This window comes from Neorhizobium sp. T25_13 (genome assembly GCF_002968675.1).
Taxonomy (GTDB): Bacteria; Pseudomonadota; Alphaproteobacteria; order Rhizobiales; family Rhizobiaceae; genus Neorhizobium; species Neorhizobium tomejilense.
In genome coordinates this window covers 121,614-140,994 of the sequence record NZ_PVBI01000008.1, presented here as the reverse complement: position 1 = coordinate 140,994, position 19,381 = coordinate 121,614, and the positions used below count along the sequence as shown (strand labels likewise).

The window sequence follows — 19,381 nt, the reverse complement described above, 5'->3', positions numbered from 1 at the left end:
GAAGCCGCGGATGGCGCTCCGGGCGGTCAAACCGTCTGGAGCGCCTGCAATTCCTGGATAGGGGCGGGACCGGCGATCCGCTTCAACAGCAGCTTGCCCATCAGAAAACCTGCTTCCGTCAGGTCTTCGTAGATCGTCTCCACGCGGGGGCGGATCTGGTCGAACAGGCCCGACGTCTGCTTGGCCACCAGCCTTATATCCCTGCCGAGTTCGAGCCGATGGTCGTAGGCGGATGCCATGACCGCGAGCGCCGATACCTCGCCGCCGCAGATATATCCGTCCGGGCGCTCCGGCTCGCCCATTCTCTGGAACAGATAGTCGCGGATGTCGTCCGACTTGCTGTCGAGCGTGACGCCCCTGGCGATTTCGAAGCCGATGCCCTCCTCGCGCACCGCCGTCATGAAGCCGTGCCTGAGGTGATGGGCGAAGGTGAAGCGCTCCGGCGGCAGGATGATCGAGAGCTTGCTGGCGCCTGCGGCGATCAGCTTTTTGGCGGCCTGATACGCGAAACTGTAATTGTCGTAGTCGACATAGGGATGGGCGGTGGCAAGCTCGGTCCGACCGTGACAGATGAACGGAAAATTGTTCTCCATCAATAGCTTGACGCGCTCGTCCGCCGGCTCGGTACGGGTGAAGACAATGCCGTCGGCCATGCGGTTGCGCATGATATGGCGCACCGGTTCGATCTGCGGCGTATCGGAAAAATGCGGCGTTATGACCAGATGATAAGCCGTGCCTCGCAACGCTTCGGTCAGGCCGTTGATCATCGAGGTGGCATAGCCGAGGATTTCCTCGTGCGGATCGAGAACGAGGCTGATGACGTTGGTGCGGCCGGTGCGCAGGCGCTGCGCTGCCCGGTCCGGCAGGTAGCCGATATCGGCTGCGACCTTGCGGACACGCTGCCGGGTTTCGAGCGCGATCTGCGGCGCATCGGCAAGCGCGTGCGATACGGTCGTGACCGCAAGCCCGGTCAGTTCGGCGATCGTCTTAAGGGTGGGCTTCGCGCCAATGCCGGATTTTGCGGCTGCCCGCTCCGACTTCGTCCGCCGACCCTTGTCCCCCAGGTCTTCCAGCGACATATCCTCTTCTCCTCCGCTCCCGCCCCGGAACCGGAGCGAGCCTCATCTATATCGTTACAAATTTTTCGAAAGTCGCCAGGAATTTTCTCGATTCCTGAGTAAAAATTCGCCGATTGTCAATTTTGCCAGTTTTTTCCTCATGTTATGCAGGTTGGCCTATGATCTAAAAAATCCCCTGAGCGGGTTGACACTGACTGCAATTATATCGTTATAAATCGCCATATCCGGAGAGGAGCCCGGATACAAAGGGAGATTTCTCAATGAATATTCGAATGATTGCCAAACTCGCCGCCGGTGCGGCACTTATCGCCATGACCGCCGGTGCCGCCAAGGCCGCAGAACAGGTCGAAGTCCTGCATTGGTGGACTTCGGGTGGTGAAGCCGCAGCGCTTAACGTGCTGAAGGAAAACCTCCAGAAGCAGGGCGTTGCCTGGAAGGACATGCCTGTTGCCGGTGGTGCAGGCTCCGCCGCCATGACCGCGCTTCGCGCCCGCGTCACGGCCGGCGACCCGCCGACCGCCGTCCAGCTTCTCGGCTTCGACCTGAAGGACTGGGCCGAAATGGGCGTCGCCGCAAACCTTGACGACCTCGCCAAGAAGGAAGGCTGGGACAAGGTTATCCCCGCCGCTCTGCAGAACTTCTCGAAGTATGACGGCCACTGGATCGCTGCGCCGGTGAACATCCACTCCACCAACTGGCTGTGGATCAACAAGGCGGCGCTCGACAAGGCCGGCGGCAAGGTTCCGACCAATATCGCCGAACTCATCACGCTGCTCGACGCCTTCAAGGGCCAGGGCCTCACCGCCCTCGCTCACGGCGGCGTTCCGTGGCAGGACGGCACGCTCTGGGAAGCCGTCGTGCTTTCGACCGGCGGTCCGGACTTCTACAAGAAGGCCGTTCTCGATCTCGATCCGGCGGCACTTTCTGGTGACACGATGAAGAAGGTCTTCGACACGATGTCGAAGCTGCGCACCTATTTCGACCCGAACTTCTCGGGCCGCGAATGGAACCTGTCGACGGCCCTCGTTATCGAAGGCAAGGCCGGCGCTCAGGAAATGGGCGACTGGTCCAAGGGCGAGTGGCTGCGCGCCAACAAGAAGCCGGGCACGGACTTCGTCTGCATCCGCTTCCCCGGCACGCAGGGCTCGGTCCTCTTCAACGCCGACCAGTTCATGATGTTCAACGTTGGCGGCGACGCCGAAAAGGCTCAGTTCAAGATGGCGTCCGCCGTCGAAGACCCGGCCTTCCAGATCGCCTTCAACACCGTCAAGGGTTCCGTTCCTGCCCGTACCGACGTCTCGAACGAAAAGTTCGACGATTGCGGCAAGAAGGGCATGGCGGATCTCACGGAAGCCTCTTCCAAGGGCACGCTGATGGGCTCGCTCGCCCACGGTTACGCTCAACCGGCTGCCATCAAGGAAGCCATGCTGGACGTCATCACCCAGCACCTCAACGGCCAGCTCACCACCGAAGCAGCGCTGAAGCGCCTGCCGGAAGCGGTGAAGGCCGCCAAGTAAGTGATTATGAGTGTGCGGTTTGCTCGATTGCGAGCCGCACACTCCATCCTCATTCCTGTGCTTGTCACAGGAATCCAGCCAGCCCAAGTCCTTGGGCTGGAAAGAGTCTTCCGCGTCGCAGACGCGACGCTGCTGGATCCCTGTGACGAGCACAGGGATGAGGGAGGTGGAGGCGACCTCCAGCCATAATCATACCCTTGCGCGAGATGGCCGGGAAAGTTTCCCGGCTTTCAAGTTTTCTCTTATGCTCCCCACCCGGAGGTCATGATGACGACAATCGAACCGGTTCCCGTGCTTGAGCCGCAGCGAGAGCGCCGCTCGTTTGCGGACGGATTGCGCAACGCGCTGCCGAAGATCGTGCTGGCGCCGTCGTTCGCCGTGATCCTCGTCTTCGTCTACGGCTTCATCCTCTGGACGGTCTACCTTTCGTTCACGACCTCACGCATCCTGCCGGTCTACAAATGGGGCGGTTTCGACGCCTATTTCCGCCTCTGGTCGCAGCCGAACTGGTATGTGGCGATGCAGAACCTGGCGATCTTCGGGGTCCTCTATATCGGCATCTGCATCATACTCGGGCTCGGCATCGCGATCCTCATGGACCAGCGGATCCGCGCCGAAGGCCTGCTCAGGCCGATCTTCCTCTATCCGATGGCGCTCTCCTTCGTCGTCACGGGTACCGCGTGGAAATGGTTCCTCAATCCGGGTCTCGGGCTTGAGAACACCATGCACAATCTCGGCTGGACGAGCTTCAAGTTCGACTGGCTGGTCAATCCCAAGATGGCGATCTATACCGTCGTCATTGCCGGCGTCTGGCAGGCGTCAGGCTTCGTCATGGCGATGTTCCTGGCCGGTCTGCGCGGCATCGACGGCGAGATCATCAAGGCGGCCCAGATCGACGGCGCCTCGACTGTCTCGATCTACCGCCGCATCATCATTCCGCTGCTGCGTCCCGTCTTCCTCTCCGCCTTCATCGTGCTCGCGCATATGGCGATCAAATCCTACGACCTGGTCATCGCGCTGACCGGCGGCGGACCGGGCAATGCGACCGAGCTGCCCTCGACCTTCATGTATTCCTACACGTTTACCCGTAACCAGATGAATGTCGGATCGGCGAGCGCCGTGATGATGCTGATGGGCATTACCGCGATCATCGTACCGTACCTCTATTCGGAACTGCGGGAGAGAAAGCAATGAGCGCGACACAAGAAACCGTCAGCGCCGGCGGAGCCCGCACCGCCCGTTATTTCATCTATGCCGCACTGATCATCCTGGCACTCGTCTATCTTCTGCCGCTCTACGTCATGCTGTCGACGTCGCTGAAGTCGCTCGACGAAATCCGCGGCGGCGACATGCTGGCGTTGCCGCGCGATCCCTCGGTCTCCGCCTGGGTTCGTGCCTGGGGCGAGGCCTGCATCGGGGTCAGCTGCGTCGGCATCAAGGGCTACTTCTGGAATTCCATCAAGATGGTGGTTCCGGCCGTTCTGATCTCGACCCTGCTCGGTGCGCTCAACGGCTATGTGCTGACCAAGTGGCGTTTCCCGGGCCACAGGCTGGTCTTCGGCATGATGCTGTTTGCCTGCTTCATTCCGTTCCAGGCGGTCCTGATCCCGATGGCACGCGTGCTCGGCACGTTCGGCCTGTCGAACTCCACCGCCGGTCTCGTCATCGTCCACGTGATCTACGGCCTCGGCTTCACCACGCTGTTCTTCCGCAACTATTACGAAGCCTTTCCGGATGAACTCGTGAAGGCCGCGATGATCGACGGCGCCGGGTTCTTCCGGATCTTCTGGCGCATCCTGCTGCCGAGTTCCGGACCGATCATCGTCGTGACGATCATCTACCAGTTCACCAACATCTGGAACGACTTCCTGTTCGGCGTGTCCTTCTCGTCCGGCACATCCTCGCCGATGACGGTGGCGCTCAACAACCTCGTTGCCTCCTCTACCGGCGTCAAGGAATACAATGTCGACATGGCGGCTGCGGTGTTCGCAGCGCTTCCGACGCTGTTCGTCTATGTCGTCGCCGGACGCTATTTCGTGCGTGGCCTGATGGCCGGCGCAGTCAAGGGATAACCGCACATGAGCTTTCTTGAAATCAAGGATATTCGCAAGAAGATCGGCAATAACGAGATTCTGAAGGGCATCAATATCGAGCTCGAAAAGGGCGGCTTCCTGGTTCTCGTCGGCCCGTCGGGCTGCGGCAAGTCTACTCTGCTCAACGCGATCGCCGGCCTGCTGCCGCCGTCGTCGGGCGACATCGTCATCGACGGGCAGGTGGTCAACGACCTGCATCCGTCGCGGCGCGACATCGCCATGGTCTTCCAGTCCTACGCGCTCTATCCGAACATGACGGTCGAACAGAACATCGCGTTCGCGCTGGAAATGCGGGGCGTCGAGAAGGCGCAGCGCGAGGCGGCGGTCAAGCAGGTCGCCAAGACGTTGCAGATCGAGCATCTCCTGAAGCGCCGTCCGAGCCAGCTTTCCGGCGGCCAGCGGCAGCGCGTCGCCATGGGCCGGGCGCTGGTGCGCCAGCCGCGCGTCTTCCTGTTCGACGAGCCGCTCTCCAACCTCGACGCCAAGCTGCGCGTCGAAGTGCGCGCCGAAATCAAGGCGCTGCACCAGAATACCCACGCCACGATCGTCTACGTCACCCATGACCAGATCGAGGCGATGACGCTGGCCACCAAGATCGTCGTGCTGAAAGAAGGCATGGTGCAGCAGGTCGGCACGCCGGCGGAAATCTATGGCCGTCCGGCCAATCTCTTCGTTGCCGATTTCATGGGTTCGCCGGCGATGAACATGCTGAAGGGCAAGGTATCCGGCGCCGATGGCCAGCAGGGCATCGCACTGTTCGGAAATGACGGCGTCAGGGTCGCCATGCCGCCTTCCGTGACCACCAGCCTTCCGGATGGCAAGGACGTCATTCTGGGCCTGCGTCCCGAAACGATCACCGATGCTGGCCTCGTCGATCCGCAGGCGCGCGCCACCGCCCGGATCGAGGCGGAAGTGACGATGATCGAGCCGACCGGCTCCGATACCTTCGTCACCGGCAAGCTGGACGGTGCGACCTTCACCGCCCGTACCCGTTCCGACGTGCATGTCGAACTCGGCCAGAAGTTCCCGTTCGCCTTCAATCTCGACAAGGCCGTGGTCTTCGATCCGCAAACGACCAGCCGCATCGAATAAGCGGCAGAGGCGTTTGACCTCCAGCATTCCTCCCGAAGGGGGAACAATCCCGAGGAGGCGGGGTTGAGTCTGTGTCCCATGCGAACGGGACCAAACCAGACCGAGGAGACAGACAATGGCTAGTGGAAATCATTCCCAATCGGGTGGGTATCGAAACGACCGGATGCGCGACGAGCGTGATTTCGCGCGCGAGTCGTCCAGCGAATACCGCCCGGGCGATACGGGTTATGTGCGCGGTTCCAGCGACGATCCGCGCAGCCGTGATGCAAACCGGGAGGACGGCGATCCTTCACGGTTTCCCCGCTACGGCCGCAGCGAACAATGGGCCTCCGACGATGGCGGGTTCGAGGCCGGTTATGGCGATTCGGAGCGGTCGCAGGCTTGGGCCCGCGAGTCCTATCGCGGCCGACCTTCGTCTTTCAGCTACGAGCCGGGCCGCAACCGCGTCAACCAGGCCTATGGCGACCGATACGGCTCGGACTACCGTTTCGTGGGTGAAGACCGTTCCGGTTCTGACAGCCGCTTCCGCGGCGCGGACGACTATGGCCGCAGGCGCGGCTTCATGGAGCGCGCCGGTGATGAAGTCGCCTCCTGGTTCGGTGACGAAGGTGCCGAACATCGCCGGAAGATGGATGAACATCGCGGCAAGGGTCCGAAGGGCTATCAGCGCTCCGACTCCCGTATCGAGGAGGACGTCAATGATCGCCTCAGCGACGATCCGGTGCTCGACGCATCGAACATCACCGTGACGGTCCAGGGTGCCGAAGTGACGCTCGATGGTTTCGTGTCGAGCCGCTGGGACAAGCGCCGGGCCGAGGATCTTGTGGACGAGGTTTCCGGTGTCCGGCACGTCCAGAACAACCTGCGCGTCAACAATAGTTCGACCGATACACTGGCAGGCTCCACCACGGTCTGAACCGGCCTGTTCCACGCGTCAGGCCGCTGGCGGTGGCCTGACTTCATTCGGGAAGGAGACATCATGACCGAAAAGAGTGAGAGCGCCAAAATCCACAAGGACGCCGAGGGGCAGTACGCCAAGTCCCGGGCGGACCGCAAGGCAAACGGCGTCGCGAGCGCCAAGCCGACTGTGATCACCGGCTCCGACGACGCGACGAAACACCGTAACCCGCCTGGCAAAAAGGGGCCGGAAAAGGACTGGGATGTGAACTTCGACGTGACGGAGCGGCCTCGGCATACCTAACCCGTCCCGTTCCGGAAAACCATATCGCCGGCAATCAATCCTTGGCCCGGCCTCTAAAACCAGTTAGATAAGACCCGCTGGAATATTAGCGGATGGCGGGACACGGAAATGAATAATGCCGGCAGGTGGCACAGGCACCTGCAGCTTTTTTCCATAGGGTAAAGACGCGGAATGTTTAGAGTTTCGCGGTTTTTTCCCACGGCGCCGATCGGTGCCTATCTGGTCGCTCTGGCGGCTGGCGTGGCGTTGCCTTTGCTGATTTTCGTCGGTTACCTGATGATAGAGCTGGAGGCGAACGAGCGGGAGATTCTTGCCGCCGAGACAGCCGAAGACGCCCAGCTGATCGCTCGCTCGATCGACCGCGAGCTGCAGGACATGGCGACGACGCTTCGGCTGCTTGTCACCTCGCCGGAGCTTGAGGCCGGCGACTTGCGCGCCTTCCACAACCGAACCCAGAACAGCCTGCGGTCCAATTCGCTCTATGTTCTCGTCGTCAATGCGGATGGGCAGCAGCGGCTCAACACCCGCGTGCCGTTCGACGCGCCGCTTGGCAAGATTTCCAGCATGCCGGCGCTCCAATCGGTTCTGAACAACGGCGTGACCGAAGTCTCCAACGTGTTTTTCGGCGCCACCAGCGGCAAGCATGTCTTCAACGTCACGATGCCGCTGCCCAAGGAGATTTCCCATTCCGGCGCCGCGATGATCATGACGCAGAATGCCGAGGACCTGCAGACGCTGATCTCGACGGAGGGGCTTCCTGCCGGCTGGTCGGTCGCAGTCGTCGATGGCGCCGGAAAGATAGTGACCTCCCTCGGCGCCCATGCGCTCGGTTCCGGTGCGGCGTTTCCCTCCGACATGCTCAAGCTGATGACTGGCTTCAAAGGCACGATCGAGGATGTCGACGGTAGCCGCCGGCAGATGTATGGCTACGCCCAGATCACCGGCTGGACGTGGAAGGCCGTCGTCTGGGGGCCGATCGATGCGGCGCAGGCGAGCATCCTGACCACATGGCGGCAGTTGATCGCCGGCGGTGCGATCTTCCTCGCTCTCGGCATGCTGATCGCCTGGCTCGTCGGCCGTCAGCTTCGCATCCCGATCCGGCAGATCGCCGAAATGGCCGAGCGGATCGGCAAGGGCGAGATCGTCTCTCCCGTGGAGACGAAGATTCGCGAGGCCAACCAGGTCGCGATCGCCCTCTCGAATGCCTCCTTTGACCGCAGCGAGGCGGAAGATCGCATTCACCTCATCCTGCATGAGCTGGTTCACCGGACCAAAAACATCCTGACGCTGATCCAGGCGATGATGCGCCAGCTGGCACGCCAGGACACCACGATGGAGGAGTTCCAGAAGGCGATCAGCACCCGCCTGCAGGGCCTCGGCAAATCCATCGAGGCGCTGGCGAAGGAGCAGTGGGCCGGGGTGTCGATCCGCCGCGTCATCGAAATCCACATGAGCACGTTCGCGGACGCGGCCGACCGGGTCGAGCTGCAGGGCACGGATTTTATCCTCAAGGCCGAAGCGGTCCAGAACCTTGGCCTCATCCTTCACGAGCTTGCGACGAACTCGGTGAAATACGGCGCACTCTCCGTGCCGCAGGGCAGAGTGCGCATAGTCTGGAAGGATAGGGTCGACGAAGATGACGGAGAAAACCGGCTGGAGCTCGTCTGGGAAGAGAGGGGCGGCCCCGCGGTCCACGAGCCTTCCCGCACCGGGTTCGGCACGACGATCATCAGGCGCCATGCGGCAGCTGCCTTCGCCGGCCAGGTCGAGGTCGATTTCCGCACCGAAGGGCTTCGCTGGTCGTTGAATGCGCCGCGCCTGGCCTTCGAACGAGGCGAGGGTGCCGAAACTCTCAAGGACATAGCCATCTAGCCGTTATCTCCGTGAGTGCCGGAACGAAGGTGCGGTTCTCGCCGTTTGGTCGGCCATGGACGCCATGCTCACCACGATCGACATCGATCAGGATTCCCTTAAGACCATCGGCCTTACCTATGTGAGCGATACGGAGCCCGGCATCCGTCGGCTCAGGCGCGGCAAGGGTTTTACCTACCGCCTGCCGGATGGCACCTTGCTCTCCGATCCGGAGCATCGCCTTAGAATCGCGTCGCTCGGCCTGCCGCCCGCCTATGAGAACGTCTGGATCTGCCTCGATCCGCGCGGGCATCTGCAGGCGACCGGTTACGATTCACGCGGCCGCAAGCAGTATCGTTATCATCCCGACTGGCAGAACTTTCGCAGCGAACGCAAGTTCGATCAGCTCGTCCGGTTCGGCGAGGCGCTGCCGCGAATCCGCCGCAAGGCGAAACGCGACCTGGAGCTTGGCCTCGACACGTCCGATGCGGTGATCGCCGCATTGGTGGCCCTGATGGACGCGACGCATTTGCGGGTCGGCAACCGTCTCTACGCCAAGGAGAACAAGACTTACGGCGCGACGACGCTGCTGAAGCGCCACATGACCCTGTCCGGGGAGGCGGTCACGTTGCGCTTCGTCGCCAAGGGTGGCCGGCGCGTGCAGCACACGCTGAAACATCCCCGTCTGCAGCGCATCCTGGAAGAAATCGCCGACCTGCCGGGCCGGCAGCTGTTTTCCTGGCCGGACGAGCAGGGTGTGCCGCGTCCGATCGATTCGGGCCGGCTCAACGCCTATCTGGCCAACGCCGCGGGGTTCGCGGTCTCGGCCAAGACGTTCCGCACCTGGGGCGGCAGTCTCGCCGCGCTGATGGCGGCCTGGGAGGTGGTGGAGGAGGAGGGCCGGCGCCCGAAGGTCAAGGCGATGTGCAAGGCGGCGGCGGAAGCCCTGCACAACACGCCGGCGGTCTGCCGCTCGAGCTATATCCACCCGAGCATCCTGGCACTTTCGGAGGATGTCTCGCCGCTGGAAAAGGTGATGCAGGACAAGGTGGCGCTGACGCGGCCGAAGGAGTTGCGTGCCAACGAACGGCGGCTTCTGGCCTTTCTGAAGCAGGTCTAGACGTCCGTGTCGGCCGCCCGCGAGGAGGTTGCGGACGGCCGGAGCCGAGCTACGTCAAGTTACGCTGCCCGGCGGTTGTGGCGCCCTTCCTGGACTTCCTCGACGATCTTCGCCACGAATTGGGGCAGATCCTCGGGCGAGCGTGAGGTGATGATGCCGTTGTCGACCACTACGGCTTCATCCTTCCAGGATGCGCCGGCATTGCGGATGTCGGTGCGGATCGAATGATAGGAGGTCGCCTTGCGACCGCGAAGCGCATCGGCCTCCACCAGCAACCATGGGCCATGGCAGATCGCGGCGACCGGCTTGCCGCTTTTCACGAAGTCCCGCACGACCTTCATGGCATCTTCGTTGTCACGCAGGATGTCGGGGTTGATCTGGCCACCCGGCAACACGAGGGCATCGAAGTCCTCCGCGTTGACGTTCCTGGCCTCCACGTCCACCGGGACGGTATCGCCCCAGTTCTTCTTGTCCCAGCTTTTGATCTCGCCTGGCTTGATGGACGCGATCTTGACGCCGGCTCCACGATTTTTCAGTTCCTCCAGCGGGGCGCGCAGTTCCGATCTCTCATAGCCGTCGGCCGCGAGGATCAGGATGTTGGCGGACTCGATGGTGGTCATGCTGGTCTCCTTTTGTTGGCAGTTCCGTGGTTCGCGAAGTCTCGGCCGGCCTCACAGCCGGCCGGTAGAGAGGTCCCGGCCGTTGATGGAGGCGGGGACGCTGATTTCCTCACGGGGCGACTTGGGCAATGGAAGGACCACGGCATCAGGTACGACGACCTGCAGTTCTTCCGGATGGGCCACGGCGAAAGTTTTCTTCTGGTGAGTGCCGGTGAGCCTGTTTCTGAGTATTTTTAGAAAGTGTCTCATGGTTTTCTCCCGTCGCGAATGCTGGGCGATTGCCCGTTCACAGGGGAGCAAACCCGTCGTCGAAGGATTGGTTCCAACTTTTTCACAGCCGGTTACATAAAGTTATCCGCCGGCTGGAACAAAATTTCCGATGGCACGTTCGGTGTCGAATTTTCCTGGCTCTCTTGCTGAAGCCCCGACCTTCGGCCTTTGGCGTGCTGCTTTCCCTTTCTCTCCATCCGCTTTACGGTGAAGAGCCGAGACACCTGCCGTCGCAGCGACGCTCCGGCGTTGGGGACTGCGGGCAGGGTGGCGTTGCTTGCACAGCGCGCCAGGCCGGGGCTTTGGGAGGAGTAGCCGGATGACGATCCGCTGGAAATATCTCGCGATCCTGGTGGTCGTGGCGCCGCTGCTGGGGCTCGGGTTCGCCTGGTCCGGACTGATGAGCGTCAAGGCGAGCACCGGTCATTGGGGAATGACCGACTGGTTCCTGCACTGGGTGATGCGTAGTTCGATCCGGACTGCGGCTCTTTCCATCGACGTGCCGCCGCTCGACAACCCGGCGCTGCTGCCGCCGGCGGCCGGGCATTTCGAGACCGGCTGCGCCATCTGTCATGGCTCGCCGGCGCAAAAGGCTTCAGGCGCCGTGCTCGCCATGCTGCCGCCGCCGCCGGATCTGAAGACGGTGGTTCCCAGCTGGAGCGATGCGCAACTCTTCGAGATCGTCAAGCACGGGGTGCGCTTCACCGGCATGCCGGCCTGGCCGGCGCAGGTGCGCGACGACGAGGTCTGGGACATGGTGGCGTTCCTGCGAAAGCTGCCGGGCATGGACGGCAATGCCTATCTGCAGGCGTCCGGCCTGCATGGTATTGGCACCGCGGGCGAAGTGTCGCCGCTGCCGATCACCTGCGAAAGCTGCCATGCGGAAAAGCGCCTCAACGGCAACAGCGTCATCCCGCGGCTCGCCGGGCAGTCGGAAGCCTATCTACTCAACAGCCTGCGCGCCTATGCGCATGGCGACCGGGCGAGCGGCATCATGAAGGTTGCGGTCGGAACTTTGGCGGAGGAAAGCCTGCCGGAGCTGGCGGCCTATTATGCCAAGCAGGCGAGACCGCAAAGGCCTTCGGCGCCGGCTGATCTACAGCTCGTGGAAAGGGGCCGCGAGATCGCGGAAAGGGGAAGAGCGGCAGACAAAATTCCCGCCTGCCTCAGTTGCCACGAAAAGCCCGGCGGCAATCCTGCCTATCCGCGCATCTCGGGTCAAAACGCCCCTTATCTGGAGCGCCAGCTCCGCCTCCTCCATGCAGGTGTGCGAGGCGGGTCTTCCTTCAGCCACCTGATGACCGAGGTGGCAAAAAAATTGAATGAAGAAGATTTTGCCGCTCTCGCGGCCTTCTTTGCCGGCCGCGAGAGCAGTGGGCCTTAGATCAAGGCCACTCTCCTCCCCAGGAGCTTGAAACTCAGACGGGGATGACCATCATGTAGCAGGCGGCGATCACCAGAACAAAGCCTGCTGCTTCTACCCATTCTCTGACCATCGTCGCCTCCATCGCTTCGGTCGTGAATGAACGAGAAAGTCGCATTGTAGTTCCACGAAATGGCCATAAACGTGGCGGGATCGCCTTAAATGTGACTTGGCACGGTTAACGGCACCTCAATTCTCGTCGGCCGCAGCCCTGGCACGTGCCGCGTCGAGGATCGACCGCACCTCGCGCGCCGCGGAATTCTCGATTGCGAATGCGCCCTCCGGCAACACGCCCGGATCCTCCTCGTTGTCCTTGAACGTCGCGTCGTCGCGCAGCCGTCTGAGGAGTGACGTGATGGTCACTTCGCCCCCGATCATCGCGGACAAGAGCTCGATCAGCAGTTCTCGGTGGGCATTCAGGCGCCCCTCCAGTTCATGTGATGTCAGCGTCGACATGGTTTCCTCCTTGTCCCGTGCTTCGCCTCTTCAAGGAGATAGCGGAGGTTCTGGCGGAGGGAACAATCGCCGTGACCGAAAGTTGACCCTTCAGCAGGAACATGGAGGAAGACCATGGCAGAGTTCGCCAGATCGAAAGGCCGTCAGGGTCAGCGCGATGCGCGTGACCGGCTGATCCTCGCTCTTTACGCCCAGTTGAAGGCCGAACGGCAGACCCGCGAGGCGCTGGAATACGTCATTCGCAACGGCGCGCTGGCGCCTGAAGTGCTGGAAGCCATCGCCAGCGACCCGATCCCGGCCGCCACCGCCGAGGATGTCGCCGCGGTGGAGAAGGTGATCGCGCTCGACGCGCATCGCCGGCAAGCCACGTTTCGCAAGTCCCACGGAGAAGATGAGACATGAAGAGTTTCGTTGTTGCGCTGTCGACCGTCGTGCTTCTGAGCGCCTGTAGCGACAGCGGCGAAAAACAGAGCGATCCGATCAACAACACGCCGCAGCAGTCCGGCAATACGGCGCCTGCGGATCGCAACCCGTCGCCGCAGACGGGAACGGGTGGCCAGAGCCCGGCGACATCGCCGTCCGGAACCACCAATACGACGCCGGGTACCCCGCCGCCGGCGAGCGGATCAGGCAATCCATAGTTTTCCTCGAGGCGCAGGGAACGAAATGTTGTGCCGCACCATTATGACGCCAGTCTTTCAATTGGGTGCCGCATGGATACGAAATCAAACCACTTTGTCATCGAGCCCGGCTCCTGGCTTCAGCTTGGAGCCAATTTTGACGGCGAGGGTGTCAATTTCGCGATTTTCTCGGCCCATGCGGAACGGATGGAGCTTTGCCTCTACGACCCGAGCGGCAAGATAGAGATCGCCCGGCTCGAGCTTCCGGAATACACCCATGAAATCTGGCATGGCTATGTGCCGGGATTGAAGCCGGGCGCCCTCTACGGCTATCGGGTACACGGTCCCTACGATCCGGAAAACGGTCATCGCTTCAACCCGAACAAGCTGCTGATTGACCCATACGCCCGGGAATTTTTCGGCGAAGTCGACTGGAACGAGGCACATTTCGCCTACGATCTTCAGCACGAGGACAAGGATCTCACCTTCGACGAGCGCGACAGTGCGCCGTTCATGCCGAAATGCCGGGTCATCGATCCGAACGAATTCGACTGGCAGGACCAGAACCGGCCGAATATTCCCTGGCCGGCGACGATCATCTACGAGACCCATGTGAAGGGCTTCACCCAGCTCAATCCGGGCATTCCGAAGGGCCTGCGCGGCACATTCGACGGTATGGGCCACAAGGCGTCGGTGGAATACGTCAAGAGCCTTGGCATCACCTCCGTCGAGCTGATGCCGGTCCATTATTTCCCAGACGATCAGCACCTGCTCGACAAGGGCCTGCATAATTTCTGGGGTTACAACACGCTCGGTTTCTTCGCGCCTGCCTCCCGCTACTATGGACCGCGAGGGATCCAGGGCTTTCGCGACATGGTGCGGTCGTTCCACGATGCGGGGATCGAGGTCATTCTCGACGTGGTCTACAACCACACGGCGGAGGGCAACGAGCTCGGGCCGACGCTGTCGTTCAAGGGCATCGACAACTTTTCCTACTACCGGACCATGCCCGACCAGCACCGCTACTACATCAACGACACGGGTACCGGGAACACCGTCAACACGTCGCATCCGCGCGTGCTGCAGCTGATCATGGATTCGCTGCGCTACTGGACCGAGAGCATGCATGTCGACGGGTTCCGTTTCGACCTCGGCACCATCCTTGGCCGTGAGCCGGAGGGTTTCGACCAGCGCGGCGGGTTCTTCGACGCAATCAGCCAGGATCCGGTGCTTTCGAGGGTAAAGCTGATCGGCGAGCCGTGGGACATCGGTCCCGGCGGTTATCAGGTCGGCGGCTTTCCTCCCGGTTGGGCGGAGTGGAACGACAAATATCGCGACACCGTGCGCGAATACTGGAAGGGCACCAATGTCTCGACGGACTTCGCCGCCCGCCTGCTCGGCTCCGGAGATCTCTATGATCAGCGCGGCCGGCGGCCGTGGGCGAGCGTCAACTTCATCGCCGCCCATGACGGCTTCACCCTGAACGATCTCGTTTCCTACAACGACAAACACAACGAGGCGAATGGCGAGGACAATAACGACGGCCACAACGACAATCGCAGCTACAATTACGGCGCCGAAGGGCCAACCGAGGACGAGGGCATCAATGCGGTGCGCGATCGCCAGAAGCGAAATTTCCTCGCCACCCTGTTCTTTTCGCACGGCACGCCGATGCTGCTTGCCGGCGACGAGTTCGGCCGCAGCCAGATGGGCAACAACAATGGCTATTGCCAGGACAGCGACATTTCCTGGGTTCATTGGGAGGACCTGCCGGAGACCTGCGAGGAGCTGCGCGAGTTTACCCGCCAGATCATCAAGCTGCGACGCGAGCAGCCCCTGCTGCGTCGCGAGAACTGGCGCGACGGCCTGGAGATCAAATGGTTCAACGCCGGCGGCGGGTTTCAGACGCCGGAGCAGTGGGACGAAGGCTCCACGCTCGGCCTCCATATCGGACGGACCGATCTTCGGGAAGAGGAGGGCATCTGGCACGACGTGCTGCTGCTGTTCAACCCGTTCGAGGGCAATGTGCCGTTCCGCATCCCGCAGTTCGGCGAGGGTGGCTGGGTGCTTGAGCTTACCACCTCCGACCTTTCCAAGCGCGGCCTGGTGATTACCAAGGAAAAGGATTTCGAGCTTGAGGGGCGCAGTCTGGCACTCTTCCGGAGGCCGTAAGGCCTTCGAACCTCTTCCCTTTACTCCATAAAAAAACCGGCCTTCGAGCCGGTTTCTTTTTACCCCCCCCCGACGGGAAGGCTATAGCGTCGCGCGACGGATATCCGAGCTTGTCGAGACGACATGACCGGACTTCAGTACCAGATTGGCATAAACGGCGGCATATTGCTGGGCACTGCGTTCCCAGGAGAATTTCGCCTTCATGCCCTGGTTCTGCAGCCGCGCCCACATTTTCGGGTCGGCATAGGCGTGCAGTGCGCGGCGAAGCGCGAGCCTCAGTCCGTCCGTGGTCACGGGATGGAACTGAAAACCGGTTGCGACGCGCGCCGACATGGCTGCATCATTGGCATCGATGATCGTTTCCGAAAGTCCGCCGGTGCGAGAGACGACGGGGACGCAGCCATAGCGCAGCGCGTAGAGCTGGGTCAGCCCGCAGGGTTCGAAGCGGGAGGGCTGCACGATGGCGTCAGACCCGCCGTGGACCAGATGCGCCGTCGGTTCGTCGTAGCCGTAATGCACCGCCATCCGGCCCGGAAAACGCGCGGCGGTATCCGCAAGCGCCCGCTCGATCTCGCGGTCGCCCTGCCCGAAGACGATCACCTGGCCGCCGTGGCGGATGATTTCGTCCGCCGTATCGGCGAACATGTCGAAACCCTTCTGCCAGGTCAGCCGGCTGACGGCGGAAAACACCGGACCTTCGTTTGCCGGGTTCAGCCCGAATTTTCGAAGCAGCACGGCGCGGTTTTCGCGCTTGCGGCGTAGCGTGCCGACGTCGTAGTTGCGTGGCAGGTGCGGATCCGTCGACGGATCCCAGATATCGAGATCGATGCCGTTGACGATGCCGCGCAGGACGGAGACGCGAGCATTCAGGACCCCGTCCATGCCCATGCCGAAGCGCGGGGTGAGGATTTCGCGAGCATAGGTCGGGCTGACGGTGGTGATCGCATCGACCGTCTGCAGGCCGCCCTTCAGAAAACTGATATCGCCGAAATATTCCATGCGGTTCATGGAATAGGCCTCCGGCGGCAGACCGATGCTCATCAGTACGCCGGCCGGATATTGGCCCTGGAAGGCGAGGTTGTGGATGGTCAGCACCACCGGCGTCTTGCAGCCGCGTTCGCGCATGTAGACCGAGGTCAGGGCAGACTGCCAGTCATGGGTGTGAACAAGGTCCGGAACCCAGCCCGGCAGCAATCCATCGGCGATTTCTGCCGCAGCGAGGGAAAGTGCGGCGAACCGTCTCCAGTTGTCGGGATGATCCATGCCCTCTTCGTCGACATAAGGGCCGCCGGGCCGGTCGTAGAGGGCGGGTGCGTCGAGGATGAAAAGGCTGAGGCCTTCGACGCGGGTATGGAGGAGTGCTGCTTTTTCGCCGAGCAGGTTTTCGAAAGTGACCAGTGGCATGGCGCTCTTCAGCTGCTGCATGACCTGGGGATAACCGGGGATCAGGGAGGTGGTCTCGATGCCGAGGGGGCTGAGCGCCTTGGGCAGAGACCCGGTCACGTCTGCAAGGCCACCCGTCTTCACAAGGGGGAAGATTTCGGAGGTGACCGAAAGAATTCTCATGCCGGGAAGCCCCCGCTTTCCATAACCAGTATTGATCCCCTGTCCGCCCGCGCTCCGCTCATCTCGACGGGGTTCGCCGATCGGGACGTAAGCGTTCATCATGCGTGCCTCCGCCATCTGCCAGTCTCACCCTCCAGAACGTTTTCGCCCTAGCCAACGTTCCTCCGTCAGGGCGGAAACGAGACCAAGTTCAGACGCAAAAGCCATTTCGATTTTCCAGGATAAACGAACCCGAGGCCGCGATGATGTCAGTCGCCGCGACCAGTAACGATAGTGATGAAGCTGGGTGGCAGGCGGCGTCAGGCGCCAGCTGGAACCTTCTTGGAACGCTTCTTGGCCGGCTCGACGGCTTCCGGCATGGCAGCGGCCGGTGCCTTGGAAGTTGTCTTCGCCGGAGAAGCCTTGGCTGCAGCGGTTTTCGCTGCCGGTTTGGGAGTTGCAGCCTTCGACGCCGCCTTTGGCGGCTTCACGGCGGTGGCGGATTTGCCGCCCGATCCTGCCGCAGGCCTTTTTGAAGCGGTCGGCCCGAGCGTTGCATATTCGAGCTTCGCTCTTTCCCAATGCTCCCTATCCTTGCCCGAGGGATAGCCTTCTTCTTCCCACAACGTGTAGGCCCGCTTTCTGATCCAGATTTCTTCGGATTCCGCCATTCTTGTCTCCATTCGCCCAAGCGCCCCAAACGTGTGCGGCGCGGAAAAGTTCCCTGGTCAAAACGAAAAATCGCAACCCGGCCGAGACGCGGCCAACACTCGAAAAAAAACTTCCCCGGAGGCGGAACTTTTGGCTGTCGAATGTACTTATGGCCGCCGGGAAGGAGACACATCCAATGGGAAAGTACTGCGATATCGTTCCACACGCAACCGGCTGGGTCTATGTCATAGACGGCGTGCAGTCTGCGTCTTATTACCACACCTATGAACTCGCCATGGAGGCCGCCAAGGCCCATGTGGCGCGCGACCGAAGTGGTCGGGTGGAGATTTTCCGGCGACAGGCGCCGAACGGCGAGATGTTGCCGATTCCGACCATGCACGGACACCCCGATGCTTCGGTTCTGAGGCGATCTTTCCCGGCTTGAGGAGGCCGGAAGGGAGGAAAAACCCGGCGGAAGCCGGGTTTTTTTGTATGTTCGGGTCGCGAAAAAGGCGCGGCCGAGGCCGCGCCTTTCTTCCGATCGCTCGAAATGTCACGCAGCCTTCTGGGCCGCCGTGTTGACGGCAGTCTTGGCAAGGGCCGTCAGAGCCTCGTCGGTCTTGCTTTCCTCGGCGAGCGTCTGTTCGAGGAGCGTTACCGCATCCCGGTGGCCGAGCTGCTGGGCCCAGGCGCGCAGGGTGCCATAACGGCTGATCTCGTAGTGTTCGACCGCCTGCGCCGCGGCGAGCAGGCCGGCGTCGAGAGCCGGAGTGCCCTTGAACTCGTCAAGGATTTCCTCGCCTTCTTCGATGATGCCGTCGATGGCCGGGCAAGTCTTGCCCTGGGCCCGTTTGCCGATGATCTCGAAGACCTGCTTCAGGCGATCGATCTGGCCTTCGGTTTCTTCCCTGTGCTTTTCGAATGCCGCCTTCAGCTTCGGATCCTGGGCGCCCCGCGCCATCTTCGGCAGCGCCTTCACGATCTGGCGCTCGGCGTAATAGATGTCCTTCAGGGTTTCATGGAAAAGGTCGTCGAGGGTCTTACTGGCCATGGGTGTCTCTCCTTGTTGATGAGTATTCTTGAGGCAGGGATTGCGAGGCATCTAACGACTGACCGCCTCACAGGTTCCAGGCAGATCAGTGCCTTTCGGGGGCTATTCGAAGATTGTTGCGGCAGGCGGTGACACCCTGGATGCCGAGGACGACGTCCTGGGCGCGCTCCTTGTCCGCAAGGTGGGCCACGTACCCCTCCAGTATCACTTCGCCGTTCTCCACCGAGACCGTCATGTTGGTCGGGTCGAGAAAGGCGTCCTGCGTCAGTTGTTCATTCACGTCCTGTGCGATCAGATCGTCGGGGCGTTCGTAACCGTCCGGTCCCTTGCCGATCTGCTTTTCCTGCTCCGGTCCCTCGGCAAAGATATTGGCTTCGCCCTGAAGATAACCGCTTGGGCGGCTTTCCGCCGGGCCCTCCCATCGAGGCCATTGCGAGGTCTCGCCGGGACGGCCAGCTTTCGGCTGCTCATTCTTCATCGGCTTTCTCCTTCTCAGGGGCATGATCGCCCGCAGCGGAGGAACCCATGGTTGCCGGAAAAGTTCCATGCGACTTGATGGAACCGGAACGCCCGGACGGCGTTTGATCGTCAACTAGAAAAATGCTTACGACGGGAGAGAG

Annotated in this window: 22 protein-coding genes; 13 read left to right on the top strand and 9 right to left on the bottom strand. The window is 61.8% G+C overall.

The features are described 5' to 3' along the window. Window positions 1-26: 26 nt before the first annotated feature. Window positions 27-1,079 (bottom strand): LacI family transcriptional regulator, encoded by a 1,053-nt coding sequence (locus tag C5J22_RS19835; protein ID WP_105439617.1) that lies wholly within the window; start codon window positions 1,077-1,079, stop codon window positions 27-29. Between the two features lie 266 nt (window positions 1,080-1,345). Here C5J22_RS19835 and C5J22_RS19830 point away from each other — a divergent pair, with 266 nt between their 5' ends. The 8 genes from C5J22_RS19830 to C5J22_RS19790 all read left to right on the top strand — a co-directional run bounded on the left by C5J22_RS19830 (window position 1,346) and on the right by C5J22_RS19790 (window position 9,953). Next, window positions 1,346-2,596 (top strand): ABC transporter substrate-binding protein, encoded by a 1,251-nt coding sequence (locus tag C5J22_RS19830; RefSeq protein ID WP_174479299.1) that lies wholly within the window; start codon window positions 1,346-1,348, stop codon window positions 2,594-2,596. Between the two features lie 264 nt (window positions 2,597-2,860). Next, entirely contained in the window at window positions 2,861-3,790 is a 930-nt protein-coding gene (locus C5J22_RS19820) for a carbohydrate ABC transporter permease (protein WP_371412647.1), read from the top strand. Continuing rightward, window positions 3,787-4,668, top strand: coding sequence for a carbohydrate ABC transporter permease (locus C5J22_RS19815; RefSeq protein ID WP_105439616.1), 882 nt, complete (start codon window positions 3,787-3,789; stop codon window positions 4,666-4,668). The genes C5J22_RS19820 and C5J22_RS19815 overlap by 4 nt, the downstream gene beginning before the upstream one ends. 6 nt (window positions 4,669-4,674) lie before the next feature. Continuing rightward, a complete protein-coding gene (locus tag C5J22_RS19810; protein ID WP_105419847.1) occupies window positions 4,675-5,781 on the top strand; it encodes an ABC transporter ATP-binding protein in 1,107 nt (368 codons plus the stop codon). Between the two features lie 115 nt (window positions 5,782-5,896). Further along, window positions 5,897-6,697: a BON domain-containing protein gene (locus C5J22_RS19805; RefSeq protein ID WP_245440474.1), complete on the top strand. Its 801-nt coding sequence runs from the start codon at window positions 5,897-5,899 to the stop codon at window positions 6,695-6,697. A 63-nt stretch (window positions 6,698-6,760) separates the two neighbouring features. Then, window positions 6,761-6,982 (top strand): hypothetical protein, encoded by a 222-nt coding sequence (locus C5J22_RS19800; protein WP_105439614.1) that lies wholly within the window; start codon window positions 6,761-6,763, stop codon window positions 6,980-6,982. A 171-nt stretch (window positions 6,983-7,153) separates the two neighbouring features. Beyond that, the gene (locus tag C5J22_RS19795; RefSeq protein WP_105439613.1) at window positions 7,154-8,854 is read left to right on the top strand and encodes a sensor histidine kinase; all 1,701 of its coding nucleotides are present in this window, start codon (window positions 7,154-7,156) and stop codon (window positions 8,852-8,854) included. Window positions 8,855-8,936: 82 nt separating this feature from the next. Next, window positions 8,937-9,953 carry a DNA topoisomerase IB gene (locus C5J22_RS19790; RefSeq protein ID WP_172746729.1) on the top strand — a complete coding sequence of 339 codons (1,017 nt, stop codon included), beginning with the start codon at window positions 8,937-8,939 and terminating at the stop codon, window positions 9,951-9,953. A 59-nt stretch (window positions 9,954-10,012) separates the two neighbouring features. Here C5J22_RS19790 and C5J22_RS19785 read toward each other — a convergent pair whose 3' ends face one another. Both C5J22_RS19785 and C5J22_RS19780 read right to left on the bottom strand, forming a co-directional pair. After that, complete coding sequence (locus C5J22_RS19785; RefSeq protein ID WP_105439612.1) at window positions 10,013-10,573, bottom strand: type 1 glutamine amidotransferase domain-containing protein; 561 nt, start codon at window positions 10,571-10,573, stop codon at window positions 10,013-10,015. Window positions 10,574-10,624: 51 nt separating this feature from the next. After that, on the bottom strand, window positions 10,625-10,822 hold the full coding sequence (locus C5J22_RS19780) for a hypothetical protein (protein ID WP_105439611.1): 198 nt from the start codon (window positions 10,820-10,822) through the stop codon (window positions 10,625-10,627). 340 nt (window positions 10,823-11,162) lie between these two features. On the opposite strand from C5J22_RS19780, the gene C5J22_RS19775 reads away from it, so the two are divergent. Continuing rightward, entirely contained in the window at window positions 11,163-12,227 is a 1,065-nt protein-coding gene (locus C5J22_RS19775) for a c-type cytochrome (protein ID WP_105439610.1), read from the top strand. Between the two features lie 34 nt (window positions 12,228-12,261). Here C5J22_RS19775 and C5J22_RS31935 read toward each other — a convergent pair whose 3' ends face one another. Together C5J22_RS31935 and C5J22_RS19770 are read right to left on the bottom strand one after the other, a co-directional pair. Next, window positions 12,262-12,384, bottom strand: a complete 123-nt coding sequence (locus C5J22_RS31935; protein ID WP_007751416.1) for a hypothetical protein — start codon at window positions 12,382-12,384, stop codon at window positions 12,262-12,264. 71 nt (window positions 12,385-12,455) lie between these two features. After that, window positions 12,456-12,722, bottom strand: coding sequence for a hypothetical protein (locus tag C5J22_RS19770; RefSeq protein ID WP_105400003.1), 267 nt, complete (start codon window positions 12,720-12,722; stop codon window positions 12,456-12,458). Between the two features lie 114 nt (window positions 12,723-12,836). Between C5J22_RS19770 and C5J22_RS19765 the strand changes: the two genes are divergently transcribed. From C5J22_RS19765 to glgX, 3 genes are all read left to right on the top strand, one after another. Then, window positions 12,837-13,124, top strand: coding sequence for a hypothetical protein (locus C5J22_RS19765; protein ID WP_105439609.1), 288 nt, complete (start codon window positions 12,837-12,839; stop codon window positions 13,122-13,124). Then, window positions 13,121-13,363 (top strand): hypothetical protein, encoded by a 243-nt coding sequence (locus C5J22_RS19760; protein WP_105425506.1) that lies wholly within the window; start codon window positions 13,121-13,123, stop codon window positions 13,361-13,363. The genes C5J22_RS19765 and C5J22_RS19760 overlap by 4 nt, the downstream gene beginning before the upstream one ends. 72 nt (window positions 13,364-13,435) lie before the next feature. Beyond that, the gene (gene glgX, locus C5J22_RS19755) at window positions 13,436-15,514 is read left to right on the top strand and encodes a glycogen debranching protein GlgX (RefSeq protein ID WP_105439608.1); all 2,079 of its coding nucleotides are present in this window, start codon (window positions 13,436-13,438) and stop codon (window positions 15,512-15,514) included. A gap of 81 nt (window positions 15,515-15,595) precedes the next feature. On the opposite strand, the gene glgA is transcribed toward glgX, so the two are convergent. After that, window positions 15,596-17,080 (bottom strand): glycogen synthase GlgA, encoded by a 1,485-nt coding sequence (gene glgA, locus C5J22_RS19750; RefSeq protein WP_172746714.1) that lies wholly within the window; start codon window positions 17,078-17,080, stop codon window positions 15,596-15,598. A gap of 299 nt (window positions 17,081-17,379) precedes the next feature. After that, complete coding sequence (locus C5J22_RS19745) at window positions 17,380-17,730, bottom strand: DUF2934 domain-containing protein (RefSeq protein ID WP_105439607.1); 351 nt, start codon at window positions 17,728-17,730, stop codon at window positions 17,380-17,382. 176 nt (window positions 17,731-17,906) lie between these two features. On the opposite strand from C5J22_RS19745, the gene C5J22_RS19740 reads away from it, so the two are divergent. Next, window positions 17,907-18,155 carry a hypothetical protein gene (locus C5J22_RS19740; RefSeq protein WP_105419827.1) on the top strand — a complete coding sequence of 83 codons (249 nt, stop codon included), beginning with the start codon at window positions 17,907-17,909 and terminating at the stop codon, window positions 18,153-18,155. Window positions 18,156-18,263: 108 nt separating this feature from the next. On the opposite strand, the gene C5J22_RS19735 is transcribed toward C5J22_RS19740, so the two are convergent. Then, a complete protein-coding gene (locus C5J22_RS19735; RefSeq protein WP_105434709.1) occupies window positions 18,264-18,761 on the bottom strand; it encodes a ferritin-like domain-containing protein in 498 nt (165 codons plus the stop codon). An 85-nt stretch (window positions 18,762-18,846) separates the two neighbouring features. Next, the gene (locus C5J22_RS19730; RefSeq protein WP_105439606.1) at window positions 18,847-19,239 is read right to left on the bottom strand and encodes a BON domain-containing protein; all 393 of its coding nucleotides are present in this window, start codon (window positions 19,237-19,239) and stop codon (window positions 18,847-18,849) included. Window positions 19,240-19,381: the final 142 nt, after the last annotated feature.

Bases quoted from the DNA above. Each gene is read 5' to 3' on its own strand.
- C5J22_RS19835 (WP_105439617.1), bottom strand. From the start codon at position 1,079: ATGTCGCTGGAAGACCTGGGGGACAAGGGTCGGCGGACGAAGTCGGAG.
- C5J22_RS19820 (WP_371412647.1), top strand. From the start codon at position 2,861: ATGATGACGACAATCGAACCGGTTCCCGTGCTTGAGCCGCAGCGAGAG.
- C5J22_RS19815 (WP_105439616.1), top strand. From the start codon at position 3,787: ATGAGCGCGACACAAGAAACCGTCAGCGCCGGCGGAGCCCGCACCGCC.
- C5J22_RS19810 (WP_105419847.1), top strand. From the start codon at position 4,675: ATGAGCTTTCTTGAAATCAAGGATATTCGCAAGAAGATCGGCAATAAC.
- C5J22_RS19805 (WP_245440474.1), top strand. From the start codon at position 5,897: ATGGCTAGTGGAAATCATTCCCAATCGGGTGGGTATCGAAACGACCGG.
- C5J22_RS19800 (WP_105439614.1), top strand. From the start codon at position 6,761: ATGACCGAAAAGAGTGAGAGCGCCAAAATCCACAAGGACGCCGAGGGG.
- C5J22_RS19795 (WP_105439613.1), top strand. From the start codon at position 7,154: ATGTTTAGAGTTTCGCGGTTTTTTCCCACGGCGCCGATCGGTGCCTAT.
- C5J22_RS19785 (WP_105439612.1), bottom strand. From the start codon at position 10,573: ATGACCACCATCGAGTCCGCCAACATCCTGATCCTCGCGGCCGACGGC.
- C5J22_RS19780 (WP_105439611.1), bottom strand. From the start codon at position 10,822: ATGAGACACTTTCTAAAAATACTCAGAAACAGGCTCACCGGCACTCAC.
- C5J22_RS19775 (WP_105439610.1), top strand. From the start codon at position 11,163: ATGACGATCCGCTGGAAATATCTCGCGATCCTGGTGGTCGTGGCGCCG.
- C5J22_RS31935 (WP_007751416.1), bottom strand. From the start codon at position 12,384: ATGCGACTTTCTCGTTCATTCACGACCGAAGCGATGGAGGCGACGATG.
- C5J22_RS19770 (WP_105400003.1), bottom strand. From the start codon at position 12,722: ATGTCGACGCTGACATCACATGAACTGGAGGGGCGCCTGAATGCCCAC.
- C5J22_RS19765 (WP_105439609.1), top strand. From the start codon at position 12,837: ATGGCAGAGTTCGCCAGATCGAAAGGCCGTCAGGGTCAGCGCGATGCG.
- C5J22_RS19760 (WP_105425506.1), top strand. From the start codon at position 13,121: ATGAAGAGTTTCGTTGTTGCGCTGTCGACCGTCGTGCTTCTGAGCGCC.
- glgX (WP_105439608.1), top strand. From the start codon at position 13,436: ATGGATACGAAATCAAACCACTTTGTCATCGAGCCCGGCTCCTGGCTT.
- glgA (WP_172746714.1), bottom strand. From the start codon at position 17,080: ATGAGAATTCTTTCGGTCACCTCCGAAATCTTCCCCCTTGTGAAGACG.
- C5J22_RS19745 (WP_105439607.1), bottom strand. From the start codon at position 17,730: ATGGCGGAATCCGAAGAAATCTGGATCAGAAAGCGGGCCTACACGTTG.
- C5J22_RS19740 (WP_105419827.1), top strand. From the start codon at position 17,907: ATGGGAAAGTACTGCGATATCGTTCCACACGCAACCGGCTGGGTCTAT.
- C5J22_RS19735 (WP_105434709.1), bottom strand. From the start codon at position 18,761: ATGGCCAGTAAGACCCTCGACGACCTTTTCCATGAAACCCTGAAGGAC.
- C5J22_RS19730 (WP_105439606.1), bottom strand. From the start codon at position 19,239: ATGAAGAATGAGCAGCCGAAAGCTGGCCGTCCCGGCGAGACCTCGCAA.